Annotated in this window: 6 protein-coding genes; 2 read left to right on the plus strand and 4 right to left on the minus strand. The window is 70.6% G+C overall.

The genetic code is table 11. The annotated features are described in order from the left end of the window. The first annotated feature begins 31 nt into the window (after positions 1-31). Positions 32-997, plus strand: a complete 966-nt coding sequence (locus ACIBF5_RS00080; protein ID WP_396806466.1) for a LysR family transcriptional regulator — start codon at positions 32-34, stop codon at positions 995-997. A gap of 329 nt (positions 998-1,326) precedes the next feature. After that, positions 1,327-4,890 carry a S8 family serine peptidase gene (locus tag ACIBF5_RS00085; RefSeq protein ID WP_396806468.1) on the plus strand — a complete coding sequence of 1,188 codons (3,564 nt, stop codon included), beginning with the start codon at positions 1,327-1,329 and terminating at the stop codon, positions 4,888-4,890. 223 nt (positions 4,891-5,113) lie between these two features. Here the strand turns inward: ACIBF5_RS00085 and ACIBF5_RS00090 are convergent, their stop codons facing one another. The 4 genes from ACIBF5_RS00090 to ACIBF5_RS00105 form a co-directional block, all read right to left on the minus strand. Continuing rightward, entirely contained in the window at positions 5,114-6,784 is a 1,671-nt protein-coding gene (locus tag ACIBF5_RS00090; protein ID WP_396806470.1) for a B12-binding domain-containing radical SAM protein, read from the minus strand. A 100-nt stretch (positions 6,785-6,884) separates the two neighbouring features. Next, positions 6,885-12,212, minus strand: coding sequence for an amino acid adenylation domain-containing protein (locus tag ACIBF5_RS00095; RefSeq protein ID WP_396806472.1), 5,328 nt, complete (start codon positions 12,210-12,212; stop codon positions 6,885-6,887). Between the two features lie 54 nt (positions 12,213-12,266). Further along, a complete protein-coding gene (locus tag ACIBF5_RS00100; protein WP_396806474.1) occupies positions 12,267-18,629 on the minus strand; it encodes an amino acid adenylation domain-containing protein in 6,363 nt (2,120 codons plus the stop codon). Further along, positions 18,626-23,473 (minus strand): amino acid adenylation domain-containing protein, encoded by a 4,848-nt coding sequence (locus ACIBF5_RS00105; protein WP_396806476.1) that lies wholly within the window; start codon positions 23,471-23,473, stop codon positions 18,626-18,628. The genes ACIBF5_RS00100 and ACIBF5_RS00105 overlap by 4 nt, the downstream gene beginning before the upstream one ends. Positions 23,474-23,518 lie beyond the last annotated feature (45 nt).

Raw genomic sequence — 23,518 nt, forward strand, 5'->3', positions numbered from 1 at the left:
CCTTCTGCGGCAGATCAATAGGGTGTTCTCTATGACGCGCGTCGGTGCCGCACAGCCACGGTCCTCTCGGGTCAGTCCCCCGCCCCGCGAGCCCAGCAGCCACCAGCTACGACTGTTCCTGGTGCTGGCCGAGGAGTTGCACTTCGGCCGCGCCGCCCGGCGCCTGTTCCTGGCCCAGCCCACCCTCAGCCAGCAGATCCGCGCTCTGGAGGACCGACTCGGCGTCGACCTGTTGCAGCGCTCCTCCCGGCGGGTCGAACTCACCCCGGCGGGTCAAGCCCTGGTGCCCGAAGCACGCGAACTCCTGGCCGCCATGACCCGCCTCCAAGAGCTGGCCGCCTCCTTCGCCCGGGAGGCGCGGGGTCACGTGAGGATCGGGGCCATCGGCGGGGAGGCCGCCATGCCCTACACGGTCGCCATCCTCGCCGAACTCTCCGCCCGGCATCCCGGAGTCACCGTCGAGATCCGCACCGTCGACCTCGCCGAACAGGTCGACGCCCTGATTCGAGGGGAAGTCGACGCCGCGTTCCTGCGCCCGCCACTGCCGCCCGTACTCCGGAGTCTGCACCTGGCGACGGAGCCCCGCGTCGTCTGCCTACCCGCGAACGACCCACTGGTCGAGCAGGCACCACTCACCCTGGCCCAGCTCTCCGATCATGTGGTGGTCGACCTACCGGCCCAGGTCCGCGAGTGGTGGGACCACTGGACGGTCAACCCCCGACCCGACGGCGGCACGGTCCGCTTCGGCCCACAGGTCGCCGACCTGGAGGCGATGCTGCTGGCCGTCGCCCGGGGCCAGGCCATCACCTTTCTTCCCGCCGCGGCCGGCCGTCTCTACCCACGCCCCGGCATCGCGTACGTCGACGTCACCGACCTGCCCACGTCCACCGCCGCCCTGGCCTGGGTTCCGCACCAGCGGGAGCATCCGGCCCTCGCCGCCCTGGTCAACGCGGCGCGCACCGTCCTGCGGCGCGACGACCACCTCCCGGAGGTATGACCGAGGTTGTCGCGCGGAGGGCTTCCAGCTCGGGCCGTGAAACCAAAGTGATCTTTACAAGAATCTTCAGGGGTGATCGAATTCGGCCAATCTTCAACTCTGGAGGCAATGTGAGGCTATCGCTCACCCGAAGATTCGCAGCGTCGGTCGGCGTCGCCCTCGTCGTCGGTCTGGTGACCCCAGCCGAGGCCCACGGTGCTGCTCCCGCGCCACCGCCCCCGACACCACCGGCCGCGGTCAACGGCGCCCACCGTGCACCTGTGACGGTCACGCTGATCACCGGCGACAGGGTGACGGTAACTCCGGGACCTGACGGCAGAGCCCCCTCAGTGGAGGTTGAGCGCCCGCCGGGCGCCGCAGGCTCGGTGCGCGTCGCCACCGAGCACGGGGACACCTACGTGTACCCGGACGAGGCGATGCCTTACATCACCGCTGGCCGTCTCGACAAGCAACTCTTCGACGTCACCCAACTGATCGCCCAGGGCTACGACGACGCGCAGACCAGCGAACTCCCCCTGATCATCACTCGTCCGAAGGGTTCGGCCGCCCGGCAGGCCAGCGCTCTGCTGCCGGGTGCGGAAACCACGCTGAACCTTCCCTCTGTCGGTGGTGAGGCGGTCCGTACCCGCCGGTCGACGGCAGCCGCCTTCTGGTCGGCCCTCACCGGGGACTGGCGGCACAGCGGTCAGCCGTCGACGGTCCGGACCGCTGGTGCGCCGGATGCCACCGTGGAGCCCTCCTTCACGGCAGGCGTCGACAAGGTGTGGCTGGACGGCAAGGCAAAGGCGACCCTCGCCGACAGCACGGCGCAGATCGGCGCCCCTGCGGCCTGGGCCGCGGGAGGTACGGGAGCCGGGGTCAGGGTCGCCGTCCTGGACAGCGGCCTGGACCCCAGCCATCCGGACCTCGTGGACCGGGTCGTGGCGTCCCGGAGCTTCATCCGTGGCGAGGAAGTCATCGACCGGAACGGACACGGCACCCACACCGCTTCCACCGTCGCCGGGACGGGCGCCGCCTCCGGCGGCAAGGAGCGGGGAGTCGCCCCGGGCGCCGATCTGCTGGTGGGCAAGGTCCTCGACGACAACGGCAGTGGGCCGATGTCGGGGCTGATCGCGGGCATGGAGTGGGCTGCGCTGACCGAGCACGCCAAGGTGATCAGCATGAGCCTGGGCTTCAACGGTTGGCACACCCAGGACGATCCGGTCAGCCAGGCCGTGAACCAGCTGAGCCTCGAAACGGGCGCGCTCTTCGTCATCGCGGCGGGCAACAACGGACCCGGTCCCTACAGCCTCAACGCGCCCGGGACCGCCGACGCGGCGCTCACGGTGGGTGCGGTGGACTCGTCCGACCGCCTTGCCGAATTTTCGAGTGTCGGGCCTCGGATGAACGACGGCGCGCTCAAGCCCGACATCACCGCTCCCGGCGTGGACGTGCTGGCGGCGCGTTCGCAGTACATGAACTGGGGTGAGGGCTACTACCGGGTGGACAGTGGCACCTCCATGGCTGCGCCCCACGTCGCCGGAGCGGCCGTGCTGCTGGCCCAGAAGCACCCGGAGTGGAGCGGGCAACAGATCAAGGACGCTCTGATGAGCACCAGCGTGCGGACTCCCGACTACAGCCCGTACCAGGCCGGGGCTGGTCGGCTGAACGTGGCCGCCGGTTACCACCAGGACCAGGTCACCGCGACCGGCTCGGTGGACGCGGGACTCGTCCGCTGGTCGCCCGGTACGCAACGGAAGCCGATCAAGCGGAGGATCACCTACACCAACACCACCAACCGTCCGGTCACGTTGGATCTCTCCGTCGACCGCGGCGCCTCCCCCGCACAGGTGTTCACCGTCGCCGCCGATCACGTCACCGTGCCGGCGCGCGGAACCTCGACGGTCGAGGTCGTGGTGGACCCGAAGGGGCTCGCGTCGGGCCAGTACGCCGCCCAGGTCAAGGCCGGCTATGCAACCGGTGAGGTGCACACGGCCGTAGGGGTCTCCGTCGAGTCGAAGAAGTACGACCTCACCATCCACCTGAAGGACCGCGACGGTCGGCCCATGAGTGGTGAGGTCGCGATCACGAGCGCCACCGGAGGCTCCACCCTCATGTGGGTCCCGGACGGGACGCTCACCAGCCGCTGGGCTCCTGGCTCCTACACGGTCCACTCCCTCGCGGACGTGGAGGGTCTACACGGACCGCACTCGCTCGGTCTCGCGGTGCTGACCGCTCCCGAAGTCGACCTGACGACCGACGCCAGCGTGGAACTCGACGCGTCGCAGGCACGCGAGGTGAAGGTGGCGACAGCCCAGCCGACCAGTGTCGTCGACAGCCGGATCGACGTCTACCGCTCCTTCACGGAGAGCGAGCCCACGCCCGACGACTGGACCGCCCTGCGTGAGACGATCTGGCCGGGCGCCACGTACGACAGCCTGTGGGCCCTGCCGACCCGGCACAAGGTGAAGAAGGGCAGCTTCGTCTTCACCACCAGGATCCGCGCCCAGCAGACGCCGCTGGAGATCACCCACGAGGGCCGCCCCCTCGTCGACGCCCTCGTACAGCCCGGTTCCCGGCCGCTGCCGGACGGCACCTCGCGCCTGGAGGCCGTGTTCGCCGGCACCGGCGCGCCGGCCGACTACGCCGGCCTCTCCGCCCGTGGCAAGGCCGTGGTCGTACGCGGCGGCGACGCCGTGGCTCCCACGGATCAGGCGACGGCGGCGCAGACCGCAGGTGCGGCGATACTCCTGGTGGTCAACGAGGGCGACGGTCGGAAGAGCGACTGGTACGGCAACTCTGACGCCGTGGCAACCGGACCGCTTCCGGTGGCCTCGTTGACCATGGACGAGGGTGAAGCGCTGATCAAGAAAGTCACCGCGGCAGGCAAGAAGAGGGTACGGCTGACAGTTGAGGCCCACCCCGTGCCGAAGTACCTGTACGACCTGGTCGACTACCACCTCGGCGGGGTGCCTCAGGACCCCTCCGCCAAGACGGACCCTCGCAGCCTCGCCCGGATCGACCTCGACTTCGCCCCGCCTCCTGGCAAGCAGGTCGCCGAGCGACGGGTGGACTATCCGCCGTACGAGTGGTACTCGGCCAGCCCGTTCCCGTGGACCCCGGCCGTCCCGGGGCAGCGAACGGACTGGGTCTCCGCCGGAAACGGCATCACCTGGCAGCAGTACGCCAGCGTCGACGGCTGGACGCAGTCGAAGACCGACCAGGTGACCTACCGGCCGGGCAGCGTGCAGAAGGACCGCTGGTTCGGGCCCATCACACGGCCACGCCTGATCAGCACCGATCTTCCGTTCCGCGGCGAGTACGGGCTCAGCGCCAACGTCCAGGGATTCGGCGACGCGGGGTCCGCGCACAGCGGTGGGTCCGGGATGCCGCAGAGGATCTCGTTCTACCAGGGCGACAAGCAACTGGTCCAGATCGAGGGCTGGCCCGAACTCAACGTCGGTGACCTGGCACCGCAGAAGCTGCCGTACCGGTTGGTCGTGGAGACGAAGGGGGATGCCGGGTTCAGCCCCTACTCCACCACCACCCACACCGAGTGGCGCTTCGTCTCCGGTGCCGCCGAGGGCGTGCAGGCAGTGCCGCTGGTCCAGTTGGACTACGGAACGGATCTGGACGCCGAGGGCAGGGCGAAGCACAGGACGGACTTCTCCGTCACGCCGGTGGTGCTCGGCAGCACCTCCGCCCAGGATGCGGTCTCCTCGCTGAGGCTCGATGTCTCCTACGATGACGGGGCCACCTGGCAGCGGCAGGACCTGAAGGACAAGAAGGGCACCTGGCAGGCGTCGCTGAGCGCACCGCACCGGGCCGACTATGTGTCCATTCGGGTCACCGCCACGCAGCGCAACGGCGGCGGCGTCACCCAGACCGTCACCCGGGCCTTCGGTCTCAGGTGACATCCGCGGGAGGCCGGTGCCCGCACCTGGGCGCCGGCCCCAGCACGGGCGTTGGTACCCGCTCTCCCATCGGCCACGGTCAGGGGTTACGCCGGCCGGCGTGACCCCTGACCGCCTGCGGTTTGCCCGGGCCCTGACGTCGTCGGCGGGTCCGGAGCACCGCCGAGGGCGTCGCACCGGCCTCCACGTCCGCCGCCCGCACTGGCGAGTGTGGTCGGAACTGTCAGCGCAGATCGGCGAAGATCTCGTCCAGCAGGTGGTGTTCGTGGGTCTCCTCGTGGTCGACTCCGCCCAGCATGTAACCGCCGAACTTGATGTTCGCGCCGGCGTTGTCCAGTGCGATGACACCGCGCCCGAGATCGGCGAGCGCCGCTTCCACATCGGCGAGCTGCACCTCGGTGTTCTCTCGGATGTAGAGCTCGGAGAGCTTTCTGATGGGCAGCAGTTCACCGTGCCATTCCCGGACTTCAGCGTGTTGCTTCAACGCGTCCCGGTACATCCGGGAACCGGGAATGATGGCTGGTGCCGCCACCGATATGGTCGTGACCGATCCGGCGTAGGCTTCCGCGATCGAGAGCCAGTTGTCGACTTCCTGCTTGAGCTGACCCAGCGTGGTTCCCGGCAGGCCGAGAATGCCTGACAGGTACATCTTGTAGTCAAGGCTCTTCGCCAGGTCCAGAGCCTCGATGACCCGGTCCGGGCCCTTGTTGATGCCCTTCGAGTTGCCCTTCAACAGTTTCGGGTCGAAGGACTCGATTCCAACATTCCACGTCTTCACGAAACCCTTGCAGAGCTCCGCCGACTGCAGGAACTCGTAGACCAGGCCGTAGGCGAGCATGAACCGCTGCCCGCGCAGCACCTCGGAGTCGGCACAGGCGGCGGCGAGGTCGTCGAGGAACGAGGAGTTCCCACCCCACTGTGCTTGAGACATCCCCAGCGTGGAGTCGCCGGCGGCGTAGACGTTGGACTTCAACTCGCCGACCACCACCTCAAGCGTCGAGACGGCCGCGCTGACGTCGGTCGTCTTCGGGGTGAGCCCCTGGATGGAGCAGTGCAGACACCGGCGGGTGGGACGTCGCCCCCAGTTGCAGCCACCGTCGAGCGGCAGCGTGACCATACGTTTCAGGTCGTAGTGCGACGCGTACCAGACCCTGAACGCGTCGTCGTAGTGGTTGGCCAGCTCGTCCTCGATGAGCCGGTAGTCGGGAAGCCTCCGGTTCGAGAGCGGATAGGTGGGAGCCGCCTGGTTGCGAATGTCCCCACTGTTTCCGCGATAGGCCAACGAGGGAATGCGGGAGATATCCATCTTCCCTTGCAACCACGACAGCAGGCCCATCATGGTGAACGGCCCGTTGTTTCCCGTACAGACGAAGTCCACCACCTTCGAGCCGTAGGTTCCCGAGAGGACCTCACGATGCAGGATTCCGGCGTGGTCGTTGCCGAAAACCACTACGGCGGCCGGGTTCACCCGCTTGATTTCGGCGGCGACGATGTAGGCCCACATCGCGGTGGAGGAGTAGACCGTGAACGCCGCGACGTCCGGCGGATCCGACTGGATCCGCGCCCGTACCTCGTGCCAGTCCAGGTGGCTCAGGTCCAGGTACCGCCAGTCCAGCTCGGGAAAGCACTCACTCTGGTACGTGATCATCTCGACCAGTGAGGCGTGCGGGTAGACCGTTCCCTCGTTCGCGTAACGCGCTTGGTCCCCCGCGCCGTCGATGAGCGCACCGCCACCGGAGTGGCTGCCGCGATGCGCGGAGGTGAGCGGAAGTCCCACGTACCAGACGGTCCGTAGCGTGCTGCGTGGCTCGGCTGACGGCACGTCGACCGGATAGGTCCAGTTGTATCGGGTGTCGCCGGCGGAGACGAGTTCCTCCACCGGTTCAAGGTTCATCATGATGACCTCTCGAAGTTCTACTGTGCTCGGCGCCAGGCGCGGCGTCAGCGAAGCTTGTCGGTTGACGTGTGTTCGTTCTCGTGATGGCCGCGCGGACCTACGCCGCACGACGCGCGGCGGCGAACCGCTGGTCCGCCTGCCGCTGGACAGCGTCGAGCTCGGGCAGGATCTCCGGCTCGGGCGTCGCATCCGGCAGGTCGTCCTCCAGCCGGCGCAAGGGGCGCCAGCACAGACCGAGCGCGCTCCAGACGACGATGCACAGCCCACAGATGATCATTAGGAGTGCCATGCCGCGACCGGGACCCTCACCCAGCACCGCACCCAGCGCGGGCACGCGATGCAGCAACGGAGTGAGCCCGTCATCGGCGAGGGGGCCCGCCGCGAGGAACCCGATCGGCTGCGTGGCGAGCGCGAGCATGAGGTTCGTGGCCAGCACCCTGCCTTGCAGTTGCTGCCCCACCTTGACCTGGATGATCGACAGCCAGTGGGCGTTCAGCACCGCCATCGCGCCCATTCGCACCGCCAGTCCCAGCGCGACAACGGCCACGGACGCGTGCACGCCCATGAGGACCGTCCCGGCGCCGACCCCGAGCGCGGCGCCGATCATGCCGGTCGTCCGGCGTCGGGTCCCGCCCCAGGGCAGCATCAGGAGACCGCCCGCTGCGGCACCCAGCCCGCCGACAGTCGTCACCCAGCCAAGTTGCGTGACTCCGGCGAACGACAGGACGAGCGGCTGCACCGCAACGAACATCACTGCGGCGAACAGGTTCAGAACCGCGGCGAAACCGATCATCAGGAGCAGCGGCTTACGTCGGATGATGAAGTGGAACCCGCCGGTGAGCGCCTTGCCGAACGATTCGCGCTGCCGGGGGAACAACTGATCGGGGAAGCGGACGGCGAGCAACGACCCGACGCCGACCGCGAAGAGGCCCACGCCGACGTAGACCACTCCGGACACGTCCGCGAACGCGATGAGCGTGCCGCCGAGCAGCGGCCCGACCGCCGTACCGAATCCCGTGGCGAGCCCGACCAACGCGTTGGCCTGCGGCAGGTAGGGCTTGGGCACCAGTTGGGCGGTGGCGGCCAGGTATGCCGGACGGTGGAACGCCGACGCGATCGAGGTGGCGGCCACGATGACACACACGGAGACCAGCGTCAGCCGACCGGTCGCCAGCAGCAGGGCGAGTACGGCCATCGCCACTCCGCTGGCCGTGTCCGCGACCAACATGATGCGGCGGCGGTCGACCCGGTCGGCGAGTGTGCCGCCGAGCGGTGTCACCAGCACCGCAGGCAGCGTGGCGAGCATCGTCACGAGCCCGAGGTCGAAGACCCGGCCGCTGCGCTGGTATGCCCACACGCCGAGGGCGAACATGCCCAGCGTGTAGCCGAGCATGGACATGAACTGCCCGCCCGCCACGGTGTAGAACGCGCGCAGACCGGCGGGACGAACGGCAACCCTCTCAACTGGCCCCGGCATCCGTCCCGCGGCCCACTCCGTCACCTGCTCCTTGAGGATGGAGGCGAGCGCGACGGCCTGGTGCCGTACGAAATAGTGGCCCGCGCGGGGGATCGTGGCGAGCCCGACCTGGTCGGCGAACGCACCCCATTCCCGGTACCGCTCCTGGTACAGCTCGGTGGCGTGGTCCGCTTCGCCCACCACACACAGGATCGGTGCCGCCAAGCGGGCGGGTGACGCGGCAAGTTCCCGGCCGAACCACTCCCGTGCCTCGGCGGCGTCGTGGCGCATGGCCCGCAACGCGGTCTCGGTGGCCGCCTCGTTCATGTCGTCCAGCAGCCCGCCCGTGGTGCGCAGGATGTCTCGGTAGTGACGGTTGGATGCCATACGTTCCAGGGGCAGCACGCGGTTGACCCAGGCGGCGACACGTCCCGGCAGGTGAGTGGCGGGGAAGTTGCCGGCCACGACCACCCCGAGCACGCTGCGTCCGCCGGCCTCCAGCCTGCGGGCCAACGCGACCGCCGCCGTGGCTCCCACAGAGTGCCCGTAGACGACGATCGGCCCGGTCACGGTCTCGTCGATCTCGTGGGCAACCCGCTGGACCAGCGCGTCGAGCGACAGGAACTCCTCGTCCGGCCGGGCCGGGTCATGCCCCGGCAGCTCGACGGCGAGCACCGCGAGGTTGTCCGGCAACGCTGCGGCCAGTGGTTGGTAGACGGCCGCCGACCCACCCCCGTAGGGGAAGCAGATCACCGACGCTGTGGTTCCGGTCGAGCCACTGAGCCGGTGCAGCAGCCGGGTGCCATCGGTGCCGGACGCGTCGAGGTGCGCCGCCAGTTCGCGGACGGTGGGCCGGGTGAACAGGTCGATGACCCGCAGTTGGGGATCGCAGGCACGGACGGCCCGTACCGCCGCGAACGAGTCCCCGCCGAGCGCGAAGAAGTCGTCGTCGATGCCGACCTCGGTGAGTCCGAGGATCTCTGCCCATACCCGCGCCAGCCGGTGTTCGGTGGGCGTACGTGGCAGCACCCGCTCCTCGCCGCCGGCTTCGGGCCGGGGCAGGGCGGATCTGTCGACCTTCCCGTTCGGTGTGAGAGGCAGTCGGTCGAGGACCATGAGCGAGGCCGGCACCAGGTACTCCGGCAGCTTCTCCCGCAGCCCGGTGCGGATCTGCCGAACCTCCAGCCGGGCTCCGGCGACCGGCACCACCCAAGCCGCGATCTCCTGGCGCTGCCCGTCGCCGAAGGGCAGGACAACGGCCTCGGCAATGCCTGGCAACTGCCGCAGCGCTTCCGCGACGTCGCCGGGCTCCACCCGGTAGCCCCGCACCTTGACCTGGTCGTCGACCCGCCCACGGAATTCCACCCAGCCGTCCCAGCGCACCCGCAGCAGGTCGCCGGAGCGGTACACGCGCTGCCCGTCGACCGTGACGAACCGTTGCGCGGTGAGCGCTGGCGCGCCGACGTAGCCACGCGCCACCCCGGGTCCACCCACGAGTAGTTCACCCGGGACACCGGGCGGCACGCGACGGCCCTCCCGGTCGACCAGGAAACCGAAGGTGTTGGCCAGCGGGCGCCCCAGGGGAACGATGCCCGTACGCAGGTTCTCCGGTACGTCGTCCACGTCGCAGACCGTGCGAACCATGGTGGATTCGGTGTGCCCGTAGTGGTTCTGCACCCGTAGTCCGGGCCTGGCGGCCCGGGCCCGCTCGACGATCGACCAGGGCAGGGCCTCGCCCGCGAACAGCAGCAGTTGCCGGGGAAGCACCGCGCCCAGATCACCATGGGAGGCGAGCAGTTCGAAGTGGCTCGGAACGAGCTTGATGACGTCGATCGGATTCTCGGCGAGGTAGCCGCCCAGGGCCACCGGATCCATCGCGATCTCACGGGCCACGAAGTGGACGGTGCCGCCGGTGGTGAGCCCCACGTGCAGGCAGGTGTGCGCGAAGTCGGCCGCGATCGTCGACATCACGGCGAAGGTGGCGCCGCGAACCTCGCCGCCCAGGTGTTCCAGGACGCCGTCCAGATAGTCGCTCGCGCTGCCGTGCTCGACGGCGACACCCTTGGGAGTGCCGGTGGATCCCGAAGTGAAGATGACGTGCAGCAGGTGGTGGGGGTGTACGGGCACGTTGGGCCGGTGCGCGGGACTGCCGTCGAGCGCGGCCGGGTCGTCCAGGACGACGACGCGCCGGCTGTTTCCCGCGACCATGCCGGCGAGTGGACGCACCGTCACCACCGTGCGGACGCCGGCGGTGTCCAGAATCGCGGCGATCCGGCTCGCCGGGTGCATGGCGTCCAGAGGAAGGTATCCGGCACCGGCCTTGAGGACGCCGAGCAGGGTGGCGGGGAGCGCGACCCCGTGTTCGAGCAGGACGCCGACGGGCTCGTCGGCGCGGACGCCGGCAGCGAGCAGGGTGTGGGCGATGCGGTTGGCCATGTGGTCCAACTCGGCGTAGGTGAGCCGGCCGTCGGGCGCCACGACGGCAAGCGCGTCCGGCGTACGATCCGCCCACTGCTCGACCAGCGGGTGGATGGTGCGGGCCGTACGCTGACGAACCTCTCCGCGAAGCACCGAACCGGTGGTGGGCGCCAGGGCCACCGCACCCACCGGCTGGTGGGAGTCGCCGAGCATTCCGGTCAACAGGTTCAGATACCACGAGGCGATGTCACGCACGGTCTCCTCGTCGAAGAGATCGCTGCGGTAGTTGAGACTGCCGACAAAACCCGCCGGTCCGTCCGAGAGGGTGAGGTGGAGATCCGACTTGGCCGCCGGGGCCGGCCGGATCAGCGCGGTCACGTCGAGCCCGGGGAAACCCGGGGCTTCCTCGTCCCGGCTGAGGAAGTTGAACAGCGTCTGGACGATCGGGGTCGAGGTGGCGCTCCGGTCGGGCCGCAGCCGTGCCACCACCTGCTCGAACGGCACGTCGGCGTGGGCGAACGCGTCCAGCGCCACCTCCCGGATCCGCGCGAGCAGTTCCGTGCCTGTCGGGTCGCCCGACAGGTCGGTACGCACGACCACGGTGTTCACGAAACAGCCGATCATGGCGTCGGTGCCGGGCCGGCGACGACCTGCCTCCACCACGCCCACCGCCACGTCCGTGGTGCCGCAGATTCGGGACAGCAACGCCTGCCAGGCCGCGAGCAGCACCATGAACGGGGTGCACCGGGTTCGTGCGGCGACGGTCCGGACCTGGTCGGCGAGCGGACCGGGGATCGTCACGGCCACGTCGCCACCGGCGGGGCCCGCGACCGCCGGCCGAGGCCGGTCGGTCGGCAGATTCAGCAGCGGCGCGAGACCGGCCAGCCGCTCCGCCCACCAGTCCACGGCCGCCGGCCGGACGGGGTGGGTGGCGGACCAGGCTGCGTAGTCGGTGTGCTGCGCGGCGGGCGGTGGCGCGTCGCCCAGGCCGAGCCGGGCTCGATACAGGATCGGCAGCTCGGCGCGGATCAGCCCGAGGGACCACCCGTCGACGGCCACATGGTGGAAGGTCAGGGAGAGCACCGACTCACCGCCGCTGCGGAGCAACGCCGCACGCATGGGAGGTCTCGTCGACAGGTCGAACGGCTGGTGGGACTCGATGGCGAGTTCCGCGTCCAAGAGCTGCGGCTCCACGTCCCTGGTGACGACGGGAACCTCGTCTTCGGAGACGACGACGGAGACGAACTCCCCGTCCCGTTCCTCGACCCTGGCGCGCAGCACCTCGTGCCGCCGCGCCAGATCGCGTACGGCGCCCAGCAGGGCCGGTTCGTCCACCGGGCCGCGCAGCCGGAGCGCGAGGCGGATGTGAAACGCGGGGCCGGTGGTGCCGAGCTGATCGAGGAACCACAGCCTGGACTGTGCGTCCGAGAGCGGAACGGGTGCGGAGGGATCGACTCGGCGGGGAATGATGTCGGCCGGTTCGGCCAGTGCCGCGGCCAGTCGTTGTTCCAGCAGTTCGCGGGATCGCGACTGGGGATCGAGGGTGGTCAAGTGTTCAGTCTCCATTGGCGTGCACACAGGTGGGCGGTGATCAGGGACGAGCCGTCATGGCTGCTCTCCGCCCGGTTCGGCCGCGAGGCGGTCGAGCATCATCTGCTGGAGATGGCCGGCGAAGTCCGCGAGCACCGACCGGTCGAAAATGGCTCGGACCGGTACCTCACCGAGCGTTTCGCCCAACCGGCCCGCCATTCGGGTCGCGGCGAGGGAATCCCCGCCCAGGGCGAAGAAATCGTCCTCCCGCCCGACAGCGCGGATGTGCAACACGTCGCTCCAGACCTTCGCGACGAGTTGCTCCATCAGGGTCCTCGGTGCGGTGACCGTTCGCTCCGGCTCGCCGGGCGCGGGCAACGCGGCGCGGTCCACCTTCCCGTTCGCCGTCACCGGAACCGCGTCGAGGAAGACCCATCGGCGCGGGACCATGTACTCCGGCAGCCGGTCGCGCAGATACGCCTCGATCAGCGGCCCCGCCAGCCCGTCGTTCCGGGCGACGACATAGCCCACCAGGTGGTGCTCGCCGGCCCGGCCCAGCACGGTGACAACGGCGTCGGCGACGTCCGAGTGGCCGCGCAGCGCGGCCTCGATCTCGCCCGGCTCGATCCGGTGCCCGCGCACCTTTACCTGGTGGTCGGTCCGCGCCAGATACTCCAGCGCACGGCCACGCCACCGCACCAGGTCACCCGTGCGGTAGCACCGCTCTCCGTCCGGCCCGATGACGAACCGGTCGGCGGTGAGCCCGGCCTGGCCGAGATAACCGTTGGCCACACCCGCGCCGGCGATCCACAGCTCGCCGACGCCACCGGGCAGTGTGGGTCGGTTCCGCCGGTCCATGACGTGCACCCGAGTGCCGGCGATCGGCCGTCCGATCGACACCGGGCCGTCGCCGACCGGCTCGTCCACCCGCGCCATCGTGGAGTAGATCGTGGTTTCGGTGGGTCCGTAGGCATTCCACAGCTCGCCGATCCGCTGGGACAGGTCCCGGGCCAGTGTGGGGTCGAGAACCTCGCCGATACTGATCACGCGCAGCACCGGGCGGCGCGGCGGCTCGGCCGCCATCAGGATGCGCAGCGTGGTCGGGGTCGCCGTCGCGACCGTCACGCCGGTCCGTTCGATCCAGTTCGCGAGTGCGCGGCCGTCGGCGGCGGTGTCCCGGTCCGCGAGCGCCAGCCGGGCACCCGCGGACAGTGTCACCCACAGCTCGTAGCCGAACACGTCGAAGGTGAACGGCACCACCCCGAGGGTCACGTCGTCCTGGTTCATGCCGGGCTCGGCGCGCATGGCCGCGACGAAGGCGGCCAGGTTCGCGTGCGTCACCGCCACGCCCTTCGGCCGTCCGGTCGAACCGGAGGTGAACAGGATGTACGCGACCGCCTGCGGATCCGGATGCGGCAGCTCGGCGTGACCGGACGCGACACCGACCTCGTCCACTCCCGACGAATCCACCTCGATCGCCGTCACGTGCGGCAGGGCCCGCGCCACCACGGCGGTGGTGTCGACGGAGAGCACCACACGCACCCGCGCGTCCACGGCCAGCCGGGCCAGCCGCTCGGCCGGATACTCCGGGTCCAGTGGCACGTATGCCGCGCCGGCACGGAGCACGGCGAGCAACGCGGCCGGCAGCAGACGGCCGCGCGGGAGGCACACTCCGACCGCGTCACCGGGCCGGACACCGCTGGCGAGCAGAGCTGCCCCCACCCGGTTCGACCACCTGTCCAGCTCGCCGTAGTTCATGACGCCGTCGGCGGCGAGTACGGCGACCGCGTCGGGTCTGCGCCGCGCCTGGTCGAGGACGGCCGCGACGACGGTGACCGGCTGGTGCTGCGGGAGCGGTGCACCGGTCGCGGCCGAGCGTTGTTCCGCGCGTTCCCCGGCACTGAGCGGCGGGTCGAGCCCGAGTACCGGCTGGTCCGGCTCACGGAGCGCGGCGTCGAGCAGTCCGACGAACCAACGCGCCCAGCGGCGCACCGTCGTCGCATCGAACAGGCCGGCCCGGTAGGTCAGGCTGCCAGCGAAGCCGGTGCCGTCGTCGACCAGGGTGAGCAGCAGGTCGACCTGCGCGTTGGTGCGGGGCGAGTCGACCCGCGTGGCGATCAGGTCGGCGAACCGGTCGGCGGCAGGCGGCAGGTCGAGGACGTTGAGCATCGCCTGGAACAGCGGTGTGGAATCCGGGTCTCGGTCCGGCCGCAGCCGGTCGACGACCTCCTCGAAGGGCGTCTCGGCGTGGTCGAGCGCCGCCAGCACCCGGGTACGGGTACGCAGCAGCGCCTCCCGCACCGTGGGATCGCCGGACAGGTCGCCCCGCAACACGAGGGTGTTCGCGAAGCAACCGACCATGCGCTCGGTGCCGGGCAACGAACGACCCGACACGGGTACGCCGACCGGCACGTCCTCCACGTCAGCGAGTCGGGCCAGCAGCGCCTGCCATGTGGTGAGCAGCACCATGAACGGGGTGCAGTCGAGTTTCGCCGCGACGCCACGCAGGCGCGCGGTCAGGCCCGGCGGCAGCACCACCGGTTCGGCCGCGCCCGCCCAGCCGGTGGCCGGTCCGCGTTGCCGGTCCTGGGGCAGCGTGAGTGGGGACAGGTCGTGGAGTTGGGCCGACCACCAGTCCAGGTGCTCGTCCGTGCCCGGGAGGCCGTGCCGGGACCGCTGCCACTCGGTCACGTCGACGTACTGGATGTCGAGCGGCTCCGGTGCGGGACCGGTGCCCCGGCGCGCCCCGTACAGGGTGCCGAGGTCGTCGAGGATCGTCGTGGCGGACCAGGCGTCCACGGCGATGTGATGCGCCGTGAGCACGAGCAGGTGTTCGGTCGCGGAGATTCGCAGCACGGACGCCCGGAAGGGGGGCTCCCGGTCCAGCGCGAACGACCGGGTTGTCTCGGCCCGCAGCGCGGCGGTGACACCGCTCGCGTCGACCTCCACCACGGTTGCCGGGACGGCATCGGGGGAAATCGCCACAGCCCGTGGGCCAGCGTCGCTCTCGGCTACGACGGTGCGCAGCACCTCGTGGCGGGCGGCGAGATCCCGTACCGCCGCGCAGAGGGCGTCCGCGTCGAGCGGTCCGGTCAACCGCAGCGCCAGGACGGTGTTGTACGCGTCGCTGTCGGGACGCAGCCGCCACAGAAACCACAGCCGTTCCTGCGCCGACGACAACTGGGCCGGGGAACCCGGATCGCGGCGCTGGATGACCGGCGCCGGGGTGTCCACGTCCGCCATCCGTCGCGCCAGTTCGGCGGCGAGTTCCCGCAGCACCGGTCGTTCGAAGACCACCCGCACCGGCAGCCTGCAACCGGTCGCCTCGGCCAGCATGCCCACCAGCCGGGTGGCGGCGAAGGAATGACCACCGAGGGCGAAGAAATCGTCGTCCGCGCCGATCCGGGGTGCACCGAGGACGGCCGCCCACGCCTGGGCCACCGCTTTTTCGGCGGGGGTGTTCGGCGCGACCTTGGCACGCTCGGGCTCGGCGGGCTTCGGTGCCTCCCGCAGGGCGGCCCGGTCAGGCTTGCCGTTGGCGGTGAGCGGGATGCGGTCCAGCACGACGATGTCGGCCGGCACCAGGTAGTCGGCCAGCGACTCCCGCAACCGGGCACGGATCGCGTCCGGTTGCGGCGCGTGGCCGGGGGCGGGCACGACCCAGCAGGCCAGCCGTCGCCGGTGCGCCTCGCCCTCGGGTAGCACGACAGCGTCGGCCACCTCCGGCAGCGCCCGCAGCGCGGCGGTCACCTCGCCGAGTTCGACCCGGTAGCCGCGCACCTTGACCTGGTCGTCGGTCCGGCCGAGGAACTCCACCACGTCGCCGTCGCGCAGCCGTACCAGATCACCGGTGCGGTACCAGCGTCCGCCCTCGGGATCGTCGACGAACCGTTCGGTGGTCAGATCCGGCCGTCCCACATAGCCGCGGGCCACGCCCGGCCCGCCGAGCAGCAGCTCGCCGGGGACACCGGTCGGCTGCGGCCGTCCCGAGCGGTCCACCACCAGGCCGGTCACATTGGGCAGCGGGCGGCCCAGCGGCACGAGCCTGGTGCGTGCCCCCTCGGGGACCTCGTCCACGTCGCAGATCAGCGACATCATCGTGGCCTCGGTGGGTCCGTAGTGGGTGTGCACGGCGAGGTCCGGTCGTAGCCGCCGGACCTGCTCCACCAGGGACCACGGGCAGCCTTCCCCGCCGAGGATCAGCAGTTTGCCGGGCAGGACGGCGGCCAGGTCGCCATGGTCGGCGAGCATCGTGAGGTGGCTCGGCACCAGTTTGACCACGTCCACCTGGTGCCGCGCGAGGTACCGGGCGTATGCCTGCGGGTCGGTCGCGGTTTCCCGGTCCATCAGGTGCAGGGTGCCGCCGGTGAGCCAGGCGCCGTAGAGGCAGGCGAGGCCCAGGTCCGCCGCGACGGTGGAGACCATCGCGAACGACCCGCCCGCGGCCTGGGGCATCCGGGCGACCAGACCGGTGACGCAGTGGGCCAGGTTGCCGTGCTGGACCGCCACGCCCTTCGGCGCCCCGGTCGAGCCGGAGGTGAAGATGACGTGGGCCAGGTTGTCCGGGGCGACCGACACGGTTGGCCGCGATTCGGGGCCGGCACCGTGGGCGGTTACCGGTTCGACCACGTCCGCGAGCCCTCGTACCCGCTCCGCCGGCTCGCCCGCCGTCACCACCAGCCGCGCGCCGGAGGCGCGGAGCATGTCCCGGACGCGGGAGGCGGGATAGGTGGTGTCCATCGGCAGGTACGCGCCGCCAGCCTTGAGGATGCCGAACACCGCGGTGGCGAAGTCGCAACCGGGGTCGAGCAGAATGCCGACCGGCTGGTCCGGGCGCACGCCGAGCGCGATGAGCCGGTGCGCCAGCCGGTTGGCCCGCAACTCCCACTCGCGGTAGGTGAGCCGGCCGTCGGCGCCCACCACTGCCGTCGTGTCCGGCCGCTCGTCCGCCCACCGCTCCATCAGCGTGTGGACGGGCACCACGGCGGGTTCTGTGCGGGGTCCGGCGAGGGCGGGACCGGCCACGGGTTCCAGCGGGATCTCGCCAACCGGCCGTTCCGGATCAGCGACCATCCCCGCCAGCAGCGTGAGGAACCACCGGACCAGGTTCTCGGCGGTCCGTGGGTCGAACAGGTCGCGTCGGTAGATCAGCCCACCGGAGAACCCGGAGTCGGGTCCGCCGTCGGCCAGTTCCATGTTCAGGTCGAACTTGGCCGCCTGCGGCGGCACGTGCAGCCACTCGGCGCGTACGCCGGGCAGGGCGGGCGCGTTCGTCTCGTCGTACACGTTGAGCAGAACCTGGAAGACCGGTGTGGCCGACAGGGTCCGCTCGGGGTGCAGCCGTTGCACGATGCGTTCGAACGGTGTCCGGGCGTGGGAGAACGCGTCCAGCGCACCGGCCCGGACCCGGGAGACCAGGTCACGTCCGGACGGCTCTCCGGTGAGGTCGGTGCGGAGCACGATCGTGTCCAGGAAGCAGCCGACCGCCGCCTCGCTTGCCGCGGTGTGCCGGCCCGCGTGCGGTACGCCGACCGCGACGTCGTCGGTGCCCGCGAGCCGGCCGAGCAGGGCCTGCCAGGCGGCCATGAGCACCATGAACGGGGACACGCCCAGTTCCGCCGCCACCGTGCGTAGCCGGGCCGTTGTCGCGGACGGCACCGCGAACGCGGTGGCGCCGCCCGGCCAGGCGGACGCCAACGTCCGTGGCCGGTCGGAGGGCAGGTCGAGTACGGGAGGCAGACCGGCCAGGTGCCCGGTCCACCAGTCGAGCCCGGCCGGGTCCTCCGCCTCGTCACCGACCACGTCCGCGTACTGCGGCGCCGGTGGCAACGGCTCGCCGTCACCACACCGGGCGGTGTAGAGAGCCTTCAGCTCTGACAGCACGATCCGCTGCGACCAGCCGTCGATGGCGATGTGGTGCACGGTCAGGGCGAGCACCCAGAAGTCGGGCAGCCGGAACAGCACCGCCCGCATCGGTGGTTCGGCGGTCAGCCGGAACGGACGCCCGGTCTCCTCGGCCAGCGCCGCGTCCAAATCCTCCTCGCTGACGTCCAAGGCCACTACCGGTACGTCTGCGGCTGGACGGGTACGCACCACCGGCTCGGGTCCGTCCGCGTCGATGACGCCGCGCAGCACCAGATGCCGCTCTGCCAGGTCTCGGAGTGCGCCGAGCAGGGCCGCCTCGTTCAACTGACCGCTGAGCCGGAACACCGAGGGCACGTGGTACGCCGGGTTCTCCGGCTCAAGCTGAGCGAGGAACCACAGCCTGCGCTGCACGGCCGACAGCGAGACCGGGCCCGTCGAAGTGGTCGCCGTAGGCCAGGCGGTTGCCCGGGCCACGGTCTCGTGGGCGGCTGCGAACCGCGACTTGAGCTGGTCGCGCAGGGCGTCTGACCAGTCCGGCTCCGGAAACGAGCCGCTCGGTGCCGTGTTGCTCATCTTCCAGTTCCTTGGGATCGTTCACGCAGCTCTTCGAGAACCATCTGCTCGATCGTGGCCGCGAAGTCGGCAAGTATCGGTCGGTCGAACAGCGCCTGCACCGGGATCGCGACACCCAGCGCGTCCCGCAGTCGGCCGACGACCCGGGTGGCGGCGAGGGATTGGCCACCGAGGGCGAAGAAATCGTCGTCTGCCCAGACCTGGGGCCGGTCGAGTACTTCCGCCCAGACGGTCGCGACAAGTTTCTCGGCGTCTCCGTTGGGCGATACGCGAGACCCGCCGGTGGTCGAGGGCTGCGGCAGCGCCGCACGGTCCACCTTCCCGCTGGCCAGGAGCGGCAGCGCCGGCAGCGTCACCCACCGCCTGGGCACCATGTGCTCGGGAAGCCGTGTCCGCAGGCGGGCCTGGACGGCGGCCGGATCGACGTGCTCGGGGACGAGGTAGCCCACCAGGTCGGCGTCCACGTCCGAGCGCGCCACCACGACGACCGCGTCGGAGACGTCGGGGTCGGCCTTGAGCTGTGCCGCGACCTCACCCGGTTCGATCCGCTGTCCGCGCACCTTGACCTGGTCGTCGACCCGGCCGTGGAATTCGAGAGTCCCGTCGGCGCGCCATCGGACGAGGTCGCCGCTGCGGTAGCAGCGCGCGTCGCTCCGGTACGGATCGGTGACGAACGAGGCCCCGGGCAGACCCCGGTAGCCGCGCGCCACTCCGGTCCCGCCGATCCACAACTCCCCGACCACGCCCGGCGGCACCGCCCGGCCGAGGGGATCCATCACGTAGCAGCGTGCTCCCGCCACCGGTCGGCCGATCGGAATCGGGTTGGCCGCACCGGCCAGAACCGGGTGCAGGGTCGAGATGACAGTCGCCTCTGTTGGCCCGTACTCGTTCCAGAGTTCGCCGACCCGATCGAGCAACTGCCCGGCCAGCCAGGCGTCCATCACCTCACCACCGCAGAACACGCGCAGCGCGGGATCCCCGCCCCACCCTGCGGCGAGCAGCATGCGCAGCGACGACGGAGTCAAGATGACCACGGTCACGCCACTGTCGCTGATCCGCTCGGCCAGTGCGTAACCGTCCCTCGCGCAGGCCCGGTCGACGACGACACACCGGCCGCCGACGGACAGGGTGGGCCAGATCTCCTGGGCGGACATGTCGAAGGAGAGGGGCGCGACGACCGCCACGGAGTCCTTGGCGGTGAGGCCCTGGGTCGCGGAGAACCCGGCGACGAACGAGGCGATGTTGGTGTGGGTGGTTTCCACTCCTCTGGGTTGGCCGGTCGAACCGGAGGTGTAGGTGATGTACGCGAGACCTTCGGGGTCCGGTGCGGGCAGCACGCGGGCACCCTGGTCCGTGGCCAACTCGTCCACGTCGAGGCCGGGCAACCCGGCCGGAGCCGGTCCTCGGGTCAGCACCACACCCGCACCGCCGTCTGCGGCCATCCAGGCAAGCCGCTCCGCCGGGTGTTCGGGGTCCAGAGGCAGGTAGGTCGCCCCGGCCCGCCAGACAGCGAGCAGCGCGGCCGGGAGCAGGTGGTCACGAGGCAGGCTCACCCCGACGATGTCGCCGGGACGCACACCGACCGCCACCAGACCGACCGCCACCCGGCGGGACCAAGCCTCCAGTTCCGCGTAGGTGAGATCGCCTCCAGGACTGCTCACCGCGACCGCGTCCGGTCGGAGTGCGGCCTGAGACAGGATCGCCTCCACCAGCGTCGCCGGCCTCGCCTCGGGCAGCGCCGGCCCGTCGGCGAGGGCAAGCAGGGCCGCGTGCTCCTGCGCGGTTACCAGGCCGAAGTCGGAGAGCGGGCGCTCAGGATCGGCCAGCCCGGTGTGCAGGATTCTGATGATGCGGTCCGCGAAGACCTCCATGTCCGGCCGGTCGAAGCGCCGTACGGAGTATTCGACCTGAAGTTCCACCTCGGTGGCTGTTCGTGCCACGTATACGGTGAGTTCGGTCGGAGCGGCGCCCGAGCCGAGTTCGGTGACCAGGTCCAGTCCGATCCGCCCGACGGTGACCGTCGCGGGCTCTTCGATCGGCAGCATGCTCAGGGCCACCGGCGTCCGCGAGGCTCCGGTGAAGCGATGGGTGGGCAGGTTTCCGAGGAGGCTGGAAGCAGGCAGTTCCTGGTGGGCGAGCCCGGCCGAGATCGTGGCGGCGCACTGGCGCACCAAGCCGCGAAAGGTCAGCCCTCCCGCCATGCGCAGCCGTAGCGGCAGCACATCGACCAACGGGCCGAGGAGCGCTTCCGTGCCGGCTCGGTGACGGCGTACGGCCGCCGCCCCCAGCACCACGTCGGCGCGACCGGTCAGGCCGCCGACCACGAGTCCCAGCGCGGCGAGGTATCCGGCAAACGGCGTGGTCCCGCTCGCGGTGGCGAATCGCTGCAACCGGTTCACCAGTTCCCGTTGCAGTGGGATCGTCAGCCGGACACTCTCGTGACCTGGTGGCTCGGCGCGGCCGGGAAGGTCGTCGGGGATGACAGCCCCGGCCAGCTCCGCACGCCAGTACGCGTCGAGCCGTTCCCGTCGTCCCGGCATCGCGTCAAGCTCCCGCTCGTGCAGCGCGACATCACCGACCTGCACCGGCGGGCCGGTCACCGGCTCGCCGGCAAGTTCGGTCGCCAACTCCCGCAGGAACGGCATGGCGGCGCCGCCGTCGAACGCGAAGTGGTCGACGACCAGGATCACCTCGGCGACCTCGTCGGCCAGGCGGGCCATGGTGGCCCGCATCAGCGGCACGTCCCGACGCAGGTCGAACGCGTACCCGGCCGCGGCCCGGCGAACCTCGGTCAGCTGTTCCTGCTGTTCGAGCGGAGGCAGACCGCGCAGGTCGACCTCGTCCACCGGCACCGGCGCTGGCGGACGGACCACCGAGTGCGGCTCCCCGTCGTCCACCACGACGCTGCGCAGCACCTCATGCCGCCGTACGATCGCGGTCAGCGCGTGGTTCAGCACCGAGGCCGTTACCGGGCCGTGCACGGCGATGGCTATGGCGAGTGTGGTGACCGGGCTCGCCGGGTCAAGCTGCCGAAGGAACCAGAGTTCGCGCTGCGTGGCGGTGAGCGGGTAGTGCTCAAGGCCCGGCCGCCGGCGCAGCGACGGTTCCGGCTCAAGTGTGGCGAGTGCCCGGGCCAGTCCCTCCACCGTCGGGTGGCTCAGGAACTCTGCCAGCGGTACGGCGGTGCCGCGCCGGCGGCCGAGTTCGTTCACCACCCGTGCGGCTGCGAGCGAGTGACCGCCGAGGTCGGCGAACCGGTCGTCCACACTGACCTCTGCGATCCCGAGCACCTCGGCGATGACGTCGGCGACCTGCTGTTCGGTCTCGTCTCGTGGGGCGACGTACGAGGCGTCCGGATCGCGGCCGACCGTGATCGGTGGCAGGGCTGCCCGGTCTGCCTTGCCACTGGCCGCGACCGGAATCGCCGGCAACACCGCGATCCGCCACGGCACCATGTATTCCGGCACCCGCGAGCCCAGCCAGGCCCGCAGCTCAGCCTCGGTGACCGCGTCCGATTCGACGTACCCGACCAACCGGTCGGAGTCGACGAGCACGACCGCGTGCCGCACCCCGGGGTGCGAGGCGAGCACGGCCTCGATCTCCCCGAGTTCCACCCGGTAGCCGCGAATCTTGACCTGGTCGTCGACCCGACCCGCGAAGTAGTACGTCCCGCCCTCACGTCGGACCAGGTCGCCGGTTCGGTAGCCGAACGTGCCAAAGCTCTTCGCGGTCGTCTCGGGGCGGCCCAGGTATCCCCGTGCCACACCCGCTCCGGCCACCCAGAGCTCACCGACCTCACCGTCGGACAGAACCCTGCCGTCGGAGTCCCGTACGGACAGTTCCGCCCCACCGATGGGTTGGCCGATCGCGGGCTCCCCGGCGCCGGACCGGTCCACCTCCGCCACCACGCAGATGACCGTGCACTCGGTCGGGCCGTACGCGTTGAGAACCCGTGCGACCTGCGGGTTGGCGTAGATCCGGTCGTACAACGCCCGCGTCGCCGCCTCGCCGCCGGTGACCACGATCCGCAGGTTCGGCGGCAGCTGCTCGCGGAGCAGCACCGAGAGCGCCGACGGCACGACCGCCATCATGGTCACCTCTGACCAGGCCGCCAGGGACGGCGCGGCGAGCAGGTTGTCGGCGAGGATCACCGTGCCGCCGCAGACGAGCGGCACGAAGATCTCCCAGACCGAGGCGTCGAAACACACCGACGACGCCGCCAGCACCCCCCGCACCTCGTCCGGCGAGAAGGTCCGCGCTGCCCAGCGCAGGAAGTTGACCACGTTGCGGTGCTCGACAACCACACCCTTCGGCGTCCCGGTCGAGCCCGAGGTGTAGATGACATAGGCGGCGTCGCCTCCGGTGACCGTGAGGTCGAGACTCGCCGTCGGCGCTCCGTCGTCGACCCGTACCAGCGTGCTCGTCGGCGGCAGGACCTGTGCGGCACCGGCGGACGCCACGATGACGTCCAGCCCCGCGTCCTCGACGACGAATCGTGTCCGCTCCACCGGATACGACCGGTCCAGCGGCACGTAGGCGGCACCAGCCTTCAGCACACCGAGCAGGGCCGGCACCAGCCACTCGTCCCGGTCCACGCAGACTCCGACCAACGCGCCCGGTCGGACCCCCTGCTCGTACAGCCGGCGGGCTACGCCGTCTGCCCGCTGGTCGACCTCGGCGTAACTGAGCCGTGTCAGGCCCACGACCACCGCCGTGCGGTCCGGTGTCCGCCGTGCCTGCCGCTCGAACGCCTCGTGTACGCAGGACACGTTCTCAAGAAGGTCGACGACGCTTCCGAGGGACCGAGGCGCGGACTGGTCGTGCTGGTGGGAGTCGTGTTCCATGGCTCTTACTGCTCTTTCACTGGGAGACCTCGGCGTGCCGGGGTG

The sequence above is a fragment of the Micromonospora sp. NPDC050417 genome, from assembly GCF_044458865.1.
In the GTDB taxonomy this organism is placed as follows: Bacteria; Actinomycetota; Actinomycetes; order Mycobacteriales; family Micromonosporaceae; genus Micromonospora_G.

Bases quoted from the DNA above. Each gene is read 5' to 3' on its own strand.
- ACIBF5_RS00100 (WP_396806474.1), bottom strand. From the start codon at position 18,629: ATGAGCAACACGGCACCGAGCGGCTCGTTTCCGGAGCCGGACTGGTCA.
- ACIBF5_RS00105 (WP_396806476.1), bottom strand. From the start codon at position 23,473: ATGGAACACGACTCCCACCAGCACGACCAGTCCGCGCCTCGGTCCCTC.
- ACIBF5_RS00090 (WP_396806470.1), bottom strand. From the start codon at position 6,784: ATGAACCTTGAACCGGTGGAGGAACTCGTCTCCGCCGGCGACACCCGA.
- ACIBF5_RS00080 (WP_396806466.1), top strand. From the start codon at position 32: ATGACGCGCGTCGGTGCCGCACAGCCACGGTCCTCTCGGGTCAGTCCC.